The 11,992-nt window shown below is 59.9% G+C and carries 13 protein-coding genes; 3 read left to right on the forward strand and 10 right to left on the reverse strand.

The features are described 5' to 3' along the window. Positions 1 to 877 precede the first annotated feature (877 nt). Entirely contained in the window at positions 878 to 1,948 is a 1,071-nt protein-coding gene (locus tag BJI47_RS00280) for a hypothetical protein (protein WP_176224606.1), read from the forward strand. 167 nt (positions 1,949 to 2,115) lie between these two features. Continuing rightward, positions 2,116 to 2,538: a hypothetical protein gene (locus tag BJI47_RS00285; protein ID WP_125458619.1), complete on the forward strand. Its 423-nt coding sequence runs from the start codon at positions 2,116 to 2,118 to the stop codon at positions 2,536 to 2,538. A gap of 613 nt (positions 2,539 to 3,151) precedes the next feature. Here BJI47_RS00285 and BJI47_RS00290 read toward each other — a convergent pair. From BJI47_RS00290 to BJI47_RS00330, 9 genes are all read right to left on the reverse strand, one after another. Further along, a complete protein-coding gene (locus tag BJI47_RS00290; RefSeq protein ID WP_088941837.1) occupies positions 3,152 to 3,409 on the reverse strand; it encodes a hypothetical protein in 258 nt (85 codons plus the stop codon). A 55-nt stretch (positions 3,410 to 3,464) separates the two neighbouring features. After that, positions 3,465 to 4,463, reverse strand: a complete 999-nt coding sequence (locus BJI47_RS00295; RefSeq protein ID WP_088941838.1) for a caspase family protein — start codon at positions 4,461 to 4,463, stop codon at positions 3,465 to 3,467. 10 nt (positions 4,464 to 4,473) lie between these two features. Continuing rightward, positions 4,474 to 4,845, reverse strand: coding sequence for a TIR domain-containing protein (locus BJI47_RS00300; protein ID WP_088941839.1), 372 nt, complete (start codon positions 4,843 to 4,845; stop codon positions 4,474 to 4,476). Positions 4,846 to 5,115: 270 nt separating this feature from the next. Further along, the gene (locus BJI47_RS00305; RefSeq protein WP_088941840.1) at positions 5,116 to 5,880 is read right to left on the reverse strand and encodes a DUF6338 family protein; all 765 of its coding nucleotides are present in this window, start codon (positions 5,878 to 5,880) and stop codon (positions 5,116 to 5,118) included. A gap of 474 nt (positions 5,881 to 6,354) precedes the next feature. After that, positions 6,355 to 6,828, reverse strand: a complete 474-nt coding sequence (locus BJI47_RS00310) for a hypothetical protein (protein WP_088941841.1) — start codon at positions 6,826 to 6,828, stop codon at positions 6,355 to 6,357. Between the two features lie 108 nt (positions 6,829 to 6,936). Then, positions 6,937 to 7,572, reverse strand: coding sequence for a hypothetical protein (locus tag BJI47_RS00315; RefSeq protein WP_125458620.1), 636 nt, complete (start codon positions 7,570 to 7,572; stop codon positions 6,937 to 6,939). 190 nt (positions 7,573 to 7,762) lie between these two features. Then, positions 7,763 to 8,368 (reverse strand): TetR/AcrR family transcriptional regulator, encoded by a 606-nt coding sequence (locus BJI47_RS00320; protein ID WP_088941843.1) that lies wholly within the window; start codon positions 8,366 to 8,368, stop codon positions 7,763 to 7,765. After that, on the reverse strand, positions 8,365 to 9,303 hold the full coding sequence (locus BJI47_RS00325; RefSeq protein ID WP_088941844.1) for a DUF2637 domain-containing protein: 939 nt from the start codon (positions 9,301 to 9,303) through the stop codon (positions 8,365 to 8,367). Before BJI47_RS00325 ends, BJI47_RS00320 begins: the two co-directional genes overlap by 4 nt. Positions 9,304 to 9,509: 206 nt before the next feature. Further along, complete coding sequence (locus BJI47_RS00330) at positions 9,510 to 10,106, reverse strand: recombinase family protein (RefSeq protein ID WP_088941845.1); 597 nt, start codon at positions 10,104 to 10,106, stop codon at positions 9,510 to 9,512. A 441-nt stretch (positions 10,107 to 10,547) separates the two neighbouring features. On the opposite strand from BJI47_RS00330, the gene BJI47_RS00335 reads away from it, so the two are divergent. Next, positions 10,548 to 11,057, forward strand: coding sequence for a DinB family protein (locus BJI47_RS00335; protein ID WP_088941847.1), 510 nt, complete (start codon positions 10,548 to 10,550; stop codon positions 11,055 to 11,057). A 418-nt stretch (positions 11,058 to 11,475) separates the two neighbouring features. Here BJI47_RS00335 and BJI47_RS23945 read toward each other — a convergent pair whose 3' ends face one another. Further along, positions 11,476 to 11,619: a hypothetical protein gene (locus tag BJI47_RS23945; protein ID WP_176224607.1), complete on the reverse strand. Its 144-nt coding sequence runs from the start codon at positions 11,617 to 11,619 to the stop codon at positions 11,476 to 11,478. Positions 11,620 to 11,992: the final 373 nt, after the last annotated feature.

Raw genomic sequence — 11,992 nt, forward strand, 5'->3', positions numbered from 1 at the left:
CATCCTTCCAGCGGAACCATCGATCCCGCTATCTCGGTGTCCACCATCCGGGGGGAGCCTCAAAAGACCCATATGGGGGTAATGTCCGTTCGTGCGGTTACGATGGGTTTTCGCTCCTCTGGCAGCGTTAGTTGTCGTCGCCCTCGTATGCACCGGGCTGTATCTCTGGCCGAAACCATCACCGCTTAAGGCCAGCAAGCTATCACCAGCTTCATGCTTGTACCCTGGCGTCGTCGACGCGGTGATCTCGCAGGCCACACTTGACATACCAAAGTCCGACGACGCGGGGTCGCGACCTGATGGCTTCGTCGCCGTATCCGTTGTGGTGTGCACCAGCGGTGGGCCGACGCCTGCACCCGAAGGAACTACAGCGACGGTTCGACAGGCCACCTACGTTGGCGACGTCTCAAGAGTCCAGGACGCATTAGACCGCCGCGAGTATCGTTTCCAACTGTTTACGACATGCGACGGCGATTACCCTTCCGTGCCCGTTGTGTGGCTGATTGACAACGACGGAGTTGGATACCGCCCTACATTTCCAACTGACCGCTGCGGGAGACCGATTACAGAACCCCTCACACTTATCGAGGAGTTGACACTGATTTCCAGCACGGAGACCGAAATTGGGTTGATCCGGTAGACCGCGATTTTGGTGGCGAACCAGCGTTGCGCACAACAAATCGGACAGCGTCTGACATACCGAAAAGACCGACCGTTCCGTCTGGTACGTTCGTTTGCTGCGAGTTGGGAGACGCCCTTTATGAAACACTACGGCCGGGTGCGATCAGCAAGAAGACGCCCAACGAGAACTATTCGACCGACTAGAGCTCGCAGGGCCTCATCAATCTTGACGGCTTTAGGACTCATGTGCGCAATCGTGGCGTCCACACCTGGGGTCGCAAACGCTGATCAGTTCCGCAATGGACAATGGATTTTCGGTTCAATTGAGCAAGAATTCATCCGATTTTTAAATCCCGATAATTCTTCTCGGATCGGTGAACCCACAAGCGGCGAACTACTGGCCGGCAGTGACGGTAGGGGCAGGTGGCAATCGTTTGGCTTCGACACCAACCGGATTGTCTGGAGCCCAGATGTCGATCCCGGGCGTGGCCGCCAAATCGGGGGGTTCATCCTACAAAAATGGCTCACTTATGGTGTCCGTCCAAACCAAACTCCTCTCGACAGCGACGAACGTGGACGGCTGAAGTACCCCACTACGGCCGAAGAGCCAGCGGTCGGTGGCCGGTACAACAACTTCCAAGGCGGTGCTATCACCTACGAATTTGGAAAAGCGTCGGCGTATGCGACCTGGGGCGACATTCGCAATACGTGGTCGCAAAACGGCTACGAAACCGGCCAGTACGGATTCCCCAGTTCAGACGAGCTGCGATGCGCCGCTGCACCGTCGTCGAATGGCACATTCGGCGCTGCCGGACAATTATTCAAGAGCGGATCCACATATATAACTTCGGGAGTTTCCGGTCCGTTCGGCAATCGCATCGGATACACCGCAGTAGACGCTTTCAGCAAAACGTTAAAGCTTACCGGATCAACAAAATATCAGACCAACCTCAATTATGCAGTCGGCAAATGGAACGATACGTCGGCGGGACTCGGTAAGGTAACGATCACCCAGGGCGCGTCAGCTGGATCAGCGAACCTGACAGTGAGCGATGTAAATATCCCGGGAGGATTCATAGGGCAATACAGCCCTGGTAATCGAACTCTGCAATTCAACGATGTTTATCTAGCGCCTGGTGCCCCATCTTACAACGGCACATCGTACGCCAACGACACCCGCCGAAATCACACCGCATCCCACGAGCTTGGACATGCATTGGGCCTTTATCACTCATGCGAGACACAATTGATGACACCGATCAACAGTACGGTGCAGGGGCCAAATCCGTTGGACAGAACGATCTACAACAACCTTTGGAGCAACTAATGCGCAGTGTCAAGAATGTGGTTTGGGTGGGGACATTCTGTGCACTCACACTAGCGGGGTGCGCATCATCAAAGCCCACGGACGGTCAGGCTCCTTCACCCAACGCTGGGGCTGCCGAAACATTGGTCGCGTCATCGGACTGGGCCTACGACATCGAAAATGAATACATGGTCGCCGGCGCCGCCGACACCGTCATCGCTGGAACCGTACTGGCCGAGATAATACCATCGGACACCAGAATGGCCCCCAATCCGGAAACCCAGTTCACAGTTCGGGTTGACAGCATCTTGAAGGGGGACGCTCCGGAGGAGATTGTCGTATCACAGCTGGGGGGATTCTCTCCAGAGAAGAACGCTTTCATCATGTCAGGCGACGACCCACTGATGGAGGTGGGTGGTTCCTACGTGATGTCGCTCGTGTTCGATCCGGCCGTCACGTGGTACACCGCGAGCCCAGCGACCAACGGTATTGAGGTGATCTCGACGGCAGCTGAGGGCGCACCGCAGCGACGTGGGGAAGCAGAATCAGATGTGGTGTCGAGAATGCGCGATGTTGTTGCCAACGAGATCCCACCGCAGCCTGCGGAGTAGGTACGCAGCCTGAGCGATGATCGGGGGCGCGGTGATCGATTGTGAGTTCCCCGCGCCCCCCGACCCGGCAAAGTAACGCCTCCGCCTCACAGACAGATGAGCATCAGAGCTGTACCTCCACGAACGGATCAGACCAGAACCTGACCCGGTCTGATCGTCGATCCCTCCGCGTTGACGTCCAATTCATCAACGCCGTGCGGATGACGACGACACGGCGGTCGTGTGGAAGATCTGAGCGCACTGTCTCACCGACGTCCGTCTCACCGACGTTCGTATCTGGGGCAGTCGGCGCGCAGGAGTTCCGCGGGCTCGCCCATCCGTCAGGGGCCTAAACGACTCCAGCCCCCGTTCGGGCTCGGGCCAGGCAGTCTGCGATCGCGCCATTTGGTCGAGCCGCGCCCGTGTCTCACAGATCGGTGCCCCAGAAGCGAACGTATGTAGGACAACGCATGGTTCTGCATAAACATGCACGACCTCGATTTGTGCGCGCCGTCGAAGCCTAGGTGGATGTCTCCTTGCATAGCGGGTGACCGGCTAGTGACTCAGCGCAGCAGGCTAAGTTCGCGCGCACCATCCACAGCCCTCGTCGACAGCGTGCATCTTTTCGATCGCGTCAGCGCCGCTGGTCGTCATCGCTGTCGCCGAATACGAATCTGTCGATTACCGGAAGGTAGCGGCGTACCTGCTCGCGATCGCTTTCACACTGATCTTTTGGTAGGTCGCCATAGTCGGTCGTCATCTGCTTCGCCCAGCGTGCGACAAGTTCTGCTGGGATTGTCAGAGATCCGTCGGCGGCAGGTTCGCATTTCGAGTGCATGTATCGCTGCCAGTGCGACCATCTTTCGTGTTCCAAGGCTGCGAGAGTTTCCATCAAACTCGCTGAATGTAGACGGCGGCGCTCGGACCCCGTGGAGTCGCCAGGCACGTCAGATCAGTTCCGAGTCGACGAGTTTCCAATAATGTTGACCCAGGACCGTCAGTTCACAGGACTTGCTTCCCATCGCTGCGTGCCACATATGGGGCGCATCGACTGGGCGAACGAGGTTCACACGAACGAGCTTTTGCAGAACTGCAAACGCAGCGGTGTGCGCCGGATCTGGGTCCGGTACATCTGGGTCAGCGATTTGTTCGGCGGATCGCTCTGGTTCGTAGGATGGGTCCAACGCCAGCTGGTGATCCGGGGTCGGGAAGTGAGTGGTGACCGCTTTCAGGTGCTCGAGCTCTATGGGTGGGTCCGCTTCTCTGAGCGATACGAATGCCTTCACGTTGGTCTTGAAGACCGGGCGTTGTTTCCAGGGCCCCAATGACTGGTCGACATGGGCATACACGCTTCCGGGGGTGACTGCGCCAAGCAGATTGGCAGCTGCGCCATTGAGTGCGTCGACAAATAGCTCGGTGAACACGCTCGAACCGCCGCCGGGCGTGATCATTGAGGCCTGGTTGGCCGCGGAGGCCGTCAGTATCGTGACTCCTTCTCTGATTTCACTGACGCTAGTGACGACGGTGCTCTCGCCTACAGCGCCGCTGTGGCAGCTGTCGAGTATGACTACCTTGTTGCGTGCTTTCGAGTTGTTCGCGAGAGTCATGATGTCGGCTAGAGGAAGTCCGTCGTCCCCCCACACTGAATCGCTCGCGCACACGTATCCCCCGGTCGATTCGAGGTGGCCGTGCCCCGAGAAGTAGAGCAGGGCAACCTCAGCGTCGTCGTCGAACAGTTCGGTGACGGCGTCTTTGAGTTCTCGCTTGCTTATGGCGCTCTCGCCACTGCTCGCGACCAGCAGCTTCGGGGTCCTGAAGTTCATGGTCCCGTCCGCGTGCCGTTCGAGCACTTGTTTCACCGAGTAGGCGTCATTGACGCAACCGCTCAGGTCTGGAACCTGGTCATCGGCATAGTGGTCGATTCCGATGATGAGCGCTTTTCGCATTAGGGGGACGTCAGAGGGAATCGATGAAGTCGATGATGTTCTTATCGCTCCAGATTGTGGTGGCGACGCCCGCGATGTCCGTACGGTCGTCGGAGTAAGCCCAGATGCCGCGAATCTTCTTCCCTTCGTCCTTGGCGCACTGGATCTCCCACTTCTGGCCGCTGGATGTCAGTGAATTCTTGCTCACCAGAACGATGACACCGTGAGATCGTTTGATCCGAGTGCGAACTCGGTCTTTCCAGCCGGTGTCATAAGGCTCCTTGACTGACATGTCAATGAACTCGTAGGGAGCGCGTGGGCTGAGCGTTTGCCCCTTCAGGAAATCTCGTTGGCGCTCGTCCTCGATCGCGAAGGCGACGAAGATTATCTTCTTGTCAGCCATAATTCTCCTATGTCGGCGGTGTACCCACCGTATCGGGTGACTCCGACATAGTGCCTAATCCCGACACACGGTCACTGACTGAGGTGCGTTCCCTGACTGAAGCCTGCGGATAGTTCTACCTCGTCGTGTTCGAGTTTTGTGGCGACTGCGTTTTGGGCTTGGTCGCAGAACTGGGCGGCGGTTTCATCTGAGACCGCGGAACCCTTGCCGACGGGTAGCCGCCTTTACGTTCAAACGTGTCGGTTTGCTTGTCGGGCCGTCTGGGAGTTGTCAACGCGTTCCACCTCCTACTTGATCGCTTGTCGAGTCATCTACCGAGTCGTCCTCTGACTCCATCGTAGCGTCGTAGAAGTCCAGGTACCGGATCTCCTCCCACCGCACGAGCAGGCTTTTGCCTGTTCGTGCGGGTAACGCCACCCCGTCTACATCTTCGGTCAGTATGACGCCGTCCTGATCGACCTCGACTTGCTCAGCTAGGTAGAGGTCCCCGGGCTCGGGATAACCACCGGCGTAGGACCCGTTCCACTCTCCCGCCAGAATCGTGTCGTCCATCAGATGCAGAACGACCCACCCCGACAGTTGGGGGCGACTCCACAAGTAGTCCCACGCCCTCGGTGCCGGTGCAACATCGGTGTATAGGTTGACAAAGGCGACCGAGATCCGCCTGGCCACTCGCTTCGTCGCTCCGGCGTCGGGGTCCACTCGATCTGCGAGATCCCGTCTTTTAGAAGCCCAGGCTGTGAATCGCCCGAAAACAAAGGGAACCACGAGGTACCCCACCCCGCCGATCCAGAGCCACGGTGAAACAGCGGTCCCCGCTTTTAGATGACCAGAGACGACATAGTGGCTGTACAGCCAGTATGTGAGGGGCGCGATCAGGACCTGGAATCCGACAGAGAAACTGAGCAGTCTGAAGATTTGATCGGCACCACGTAGGCCCCATCTGCCTCCGCGCTGTTCGCGGGCTAATTCGTAAAGCGCACCCGGAAGTAGCGCTAGAAGCGCCACCGCAAGAGCTTGAAATGTAGACGGCACGTGGTGTGACTACTCTCGGTGTCGGTTAAACCCAGCATTGAACGGTCATCATGGTGGTCGATTCGCTTGCGATCCGCCAGCGAATCCTTCTGGCCACGCAGACGCGGCCCGTGCGGTGTCCCGGAAACGAACGTTTGTGAGAACTGCTCCGCTCGCCTGCTGTTGTCAGACGGGTTCGTTGAGTTGTTCGGTGATGCGGTCGAAGTAGGCGCGCGTTGTGGGGTAGCCGTCTGTTTTGTCTTTGTGTCAGCCTATGGCTCCGTAGAACCAGTGGGCTGTTTTGTCGATGCCGGCTTCGCGGGATGTGACGTAGCTGCGGTCCACACCGACGATCCGGCGGACGCGGTCCGCGCGGTTTGTCATTGCCCGTTGTACCTATTGAGAGTTGTGAGTGCCGTCGCACCACACAGACCCGCGTACGGTGCGCGGACGACGCTTTGTCTGTGCCTCGGGTGTCGTTTCTTGTTGGGACCGCTACGGTGAGACTTCGGCGGGCTCGGCGAGGTGCGCGGCCATTTCGGTTGCCTCGGCGTCTGTCGGCCAATTGTCAGGACCGGGTAGCGGCGGGAAGATATCTCGGATTCGTGCGTCGATCAGACTGGATTCGAGTAGGTCGATTGCTGTATCGATGACTGTGTCTTTGATGTGTTCAACGTGAACCCCTAGCCATCCTTGGATACCGTCCGGTCCTTCGGCGGTGGGGCCGAACAGCCGCAGGAGCGCTTCGGGTCTATATCCATCGTGGGCAATCAGTTCGACGGGCGTAACCCAGGAGTCTTTCGGCTCTGTAACCCATATCTTGTGGTTGTAGGGGACACCATCGTCGTTCGTGCGCCGCCATCTTTCCTCGGAGGAGAGGTGCTCGATGCCTTCTGGCGCCCGGATACTCCACGAAGTGGCCTCTCCGCGTTCGATCTCATCTGGTGTGGCGTCCCTGTGGTAGCCCATAGATTTCAATCGTATATTCGTTCGGTCTTAATCATCACTGTTAGGTGGCCGCGGGATTTGGCGGCTTCAGCCGGCCTGTGTGTTTCGGGGTTTGTGATGGCCTACGCCTCATGGGTGTGTACTGGGTAGATCCTTCTCGGCGGCGGCCGTCCTGTTCTGTGTCCGCCGCTCGTGGAGATCATTGTGGGCTTGGCGTTGTGGTGCCGCCGGCGTGGATTCGGCTTGGCCGTCTGCCGCCGTGGTGGTTCCAGGTTTCAGTTCGAGTCGCTTGCGTAGTGATGCCACGCCCAGTTCGGTGAGTTCGCTTGCCGCGAGGGCAGGGACGTCATGGCCGGTCAGTTCGTTCACGATGTGTGGGTCGTCGTCGATGAAGGCGCGGAGCCAGTCCGGGTGTTTGTTGGTCACTGCGCGGGCGTGACTGCGTTTGATGTGGGCTGCGGGTTGCGGGTGGCCGGAGGGTTCGGATGTGGGCCGTATGAGCAGTGCTCGGCCGGTTGGGAAGTCTTGCTCGGCGAGCCACAGCCTGGTGGCGGCGTGGGTGTAGGAGGGTCTGGTGCTGGAGTAGACGAGGGTGTATCCGAGACTGTCGATCGCGCAGGCCAGGTCGTGGCCGGTGGCGAGGACGGCGGCGTCGGGGATGTGGGCGAAGAACTCGCGCCACCGCTGGGCTGGGGGGATCTCCTCATCGGTCAGTATCGCCTCGTGCGCCGACAGGTCGGCCAGGACGCCATCGATGTCGATCATGACCACCCGGTCCTCGTTCGGACGATGAACCGGCGGCCTGTGCCGTCGACGGATCGGGGCTACTCGACTTGGCTCGACACCGGATGTCCACCCCTCGTTCATACCTGAGCGGGGCGGACATCCGGTGTGGCTCGCCGCACAGGGCGTCGCAACGTCGATCGTCTCGACCGTGAGCACCGAGGTGTCGGCACTACCCTGTTGCGGCAATGATCGGGGTGGTTGCGGCGGCGAGAACGGTCTCGAGCGACTCGCGGTAGCCACTCCGGATCGACACGGCGACTCCTGCGGGGACGATGTGCGCCAGCAATCGGTGCCCGGCCAGCGGTGCCGCCAGAACACGAACGAATTTCTCTGCGGTGAAACCCTCTCTGAAACAACTCGATTCGGCGGCTCTGCCGGCGAGGACCGATACTGCTGCGTCCCATGCTGCGAATGGCCGACGAGCGCTGAATTCCGGTTCCGCACTCAACCGGGCCTCGGCGCGCAGCGACACTTCTTCGGTGAAGGCCTGCGCGGCATCGTCGACCATTCCCTTGATCGCATCGAGCGGGTCGATCCCCTCTGCTGCGGTCCAGCGTTCCGCGATCGCGGTGTAGACGGCGGCGGCGGTATCGAGGACCGCCTCGGCCATCTCACGCTTGGAGGCGAAGTGGAAGTACATCGAACCTTTGCTGCACGCGGTGTTGTCGAGGATGCGGATGACCGACGATGCTACGTATCCGCAGCGAGCGAATTCCGTCGCCGCTCCTGCCAGTAGATCTGCGCGTGTTCTCACTGCCCGCTGTTGGCTCGTCATCGACTCGCACCCACGTAGTCACGGTCGGTGCCCACCTGGGCGTACTCGTTGGTGTCACGGTAGTCCGAACTTGCCTCTGCGCCGGCGGTGTTCTGGTCGTGACCGGAATCGGCGGCGTGCGGCTGGTCGGTGATGGACGGGGCGGCGGTGCTGCGTTCGCTGGCGATGTTCTGCTGTACCTGGGTCCAGGTTTTGATGTGGCGCGACACCGTCGAGGTGTGGAGCTCGAGGTGGCGTGCGATGTCGCTCAGTGACCAGTCGGGGTGAGCGAGGTAGAGGTTGACACTGGTCCATACGGCGGGCTTGAGCAGGCCGTTGTCGAGGTCTTCGTCTACCCCGGCAAGACTCGATATTGCTGCCGCACTGTGCTGTTCGTTCTCGACACTGTCGGTCGGGCATTCGGTTCGATCCGGCGCGGTGACATCGTCGGGAATGCCGGCAGTGTCGGTCGTGGTCCGGCGGCGGCGTGGTGCGCGCAGGACGACGGCGACGATCTCGCTCATCGTCAGAACCATCGCTGGCGCTAATGCTGCTATTGCTGCTGCGACGGCTGCGTTGAGGACCGTAGCGGTCAGCACGGCGTGGTAGGCGTTGCCCGCGATGGACAGGACCGCCGAGACGGTCAGCACTGCCACGACGAGTCGCCGGCCTCGTTTGGTGGCGGTGTCGGTGTGCTGGGAGAGGGCGATTCGGATGACGGCGGCGGCGAGGATCGGTCCGTCGAGAGCGACGGGGATGACCCATGCGTCGGCGGGGTGGATGCCGGCCATGACGGCGAGGTCGAGGAGGGTGGAGAAGGACAGCTTGAACGAGGCCGCACCGACGATGATGGCGATGGCCAGGCCGGTGATCAGTGCGCCGGTCAACACGCGGGGGTGGATGTCGAGGGTGTCCTCGCTGGTGGCCTCGAGGTCGGGGGTATTAACGTTGTTCATTGATCGCAGGTCCTATCTCTGTGATCGACCGGCCCCGGTGGTGTTCGCGCACTGCCGGGGCTCTCTGGTCGGGGTGAGTCGGTGTCAGGGTGATTCGAGGTGGAGTCGGTCTCGGTCGTACTGCCTGCATACGTCGTGGGCGGGGCGTGCCGCCGAGTCGGATCAGTTTCGGAAGACGACTGCACGAGTTCAGAAGTGGAGTGCACTTACTCGGCCGATTCGGTGAGTGAGTCTCGTTCAGCTCTGGCGAGTTGAAGGTTTTTGTAGAGCGCGGATCTCTTCAAACCATTGTTCTTACACAGTGTTTCGATCTTGAATCGCCGTGTTTCGTACATCCGGAGCAGGTAGGCGCGCTCCTCTGGGGTGAGCGTGTGTGGACGCCCCTTCATCCGGCCCGCCGCGCCAGCCGCCGCGATTGCATCCCTTGTCCTGGACCTGATCAGGTCGGATTCGAATTCGGCCATCAAGCCGAGCATTCCGATGAACATTTTGCCCATCGGGTCTGTTGGGTCGTAGACCTTGCCGTCTATCGACAATGCCACCCCGCGCGCGGCCAAGCGGTCGACGGTCTCGTGGAGATCCCCTGCCGACCGGGAGAGCCGGTCGAGTTTGGTGACGCAAAATTCGTCACCCTCGCGGCTGGCATTGATCGCGTTCTCGAGTCCGGGCCGCTTCGCTTGCCGGCCGCTGATCCCGTGATCGATGTAGATGTGGTCGCGGTGTACGCCGGCCTTCGTGAGCAACCCGACTTGAACGGCCGTGTCTTGGCGGACGGTAGAACAGCGTGCGTAGCCAACTTTCATGCCCACTCCCCCTTGTACGTCCGATCTGTCCACTAGAAACAGCGGGCTACTGGACTTCTGCAAATGGACTCATAACGGACGATTTCAGAGGCTATACGTCGACGTCGGTCGCACACAGACGGTCGTTCCCGTCCGTCCGGTATGACGATGGTCAAAACGCACACCCGAACCCGCAGGAAGCTGCTGAGCGAGTGCGTCGAATCTTGAGGCATCAGCCGCGTTAGAGTTCACTTGTCCGCCGACGCTTCTGCGCGGTGTTCGACATTCGCCGGTTCAAGCAACCGCATGGCCGCTGCGAAATCTTCTCGCACTGCGACTCCAGCGCAAAGTGCGACCGGAATCCACGAGGACAAAGCGGCCTCGATTTACCACGCTCATCCCAACACACGGTGTGAGCGCTGCACCCTCAACTCCCCCACCCACCGAAAGGTACCAACGACGATGCACAACAACATGATCACCGCTGGAGATGACCGGCAGATCACCGACAGCATGCTGGACCGCAACCGACAAGCCTTGATCGACACAGCCCGGGGCCTCTCCGAATCCGATGCCCACAAACGGTTGGTCCCGTCCCTCACGACACCAATCGCGTTGATCAAGCATGCTGCAGCAGCGGAACGCATTTGGTTCCAGAGGCATTGGGCCGGGTTCGGCGAGTCCGACTGCGACGGCTACTCACGCCGCGACGAAGGGACCTTCACCGTCGGTGACCACGAGACGTTGGCCGACGTCATCGCCGAGTTCGAGCGAGCCAGCAAGCGATCACGCGAGATAGCTTCGCGGTTCGAGCTCGACGACACCATCGACCTGTCCACCGAAGGGACTGTGAGTATGCGATGGACACTGCTGATGATGATTCAGGAGTTCGCCCGGCACGCCGGCCACGGTGACATCCTCCGCGAGCAGATCGAAGCCGGCAGTCAGGTCGACGGCGACACCCTGTCCTGACAAGCACCAACCGACCACTGTGCACCCGTCTTCTGATAACGAAATGTCAGAAGACGACTTCACTCAGGAGCGAATCGCCTGGTCGATGTGCAGTCGACTTCTGAAACTTACACGCTCTCGATTGAGTGGATCGCGTCGTAGACGGTCGATCGCTGACCTTCGCAGTGGGGCCGGCCGCGTGACGATCTGTCTCATCGTCCGGCAGACTGAAGATATTGACCGATTCGGGGACATGCGGCCGCGCACTCTTCCAAAGTTCACAGCAACGCAGATGCGTACCGCGGGCTCAAAACGACCGTTGTCAAGATCCTGAACGGCGATATGAACGCCCGATCCTGGCATAGCAAGGTCAGAGTGAACACTGTATCGATAAACGACTGATTCCAGCCTCGCGGGGTCTGGTCCAGCCCGTTCGGTGCTATATCAGCTCGCCGCGTCGAAGATCGACAATTGCTGGGGGCGTGTTGACGCCGCCTGCTCGTTCGGCGTTGCGGCCCCGCCGACGTCGCTGCAGCCGCAGCATCACCTCGGTCAGCCGATGCGGGATCGGCAACACCGGCACGGCGCGCCAGTTCCGCGCGAACAGCCCTGTGATCGACCGAGCCTGCTATGCCCCTGTTTCCGCGGAAGTCGGTACGCCACTGACTCGATCCTGCCGGCGGAACGACCAGCAGAGAGTCGGTCAATCGATCGAGAAGAACATCAACTTTGTCGTGCAGCACCTCAACAGCCTCAGCGAACGCGGCATCGGAAACCGTCCGCAATGCAACCGAACTCGACATAGTCGCCATCCTAGATCGTAGCCATTCCCCACCTCGGGTGCGTTTTTATTCGCGGCCCGTCGCGGTCGTAGGAATCTCTGCGCTTAGCCTCAATACCGTTCAGTTAGTGCTGAATGACAGTGCATTGGGGTGACATTGTGGGTTGTGGATGGT

Source organism: Rhodococcus sp. 1168, assembly GCF_002091955.1.
Classification (GTDB): Bacteria; Actinomycetota; Actinomycetes; order Mycobacteriales; family Mycobacteriaceae; genus Rhodococcoides.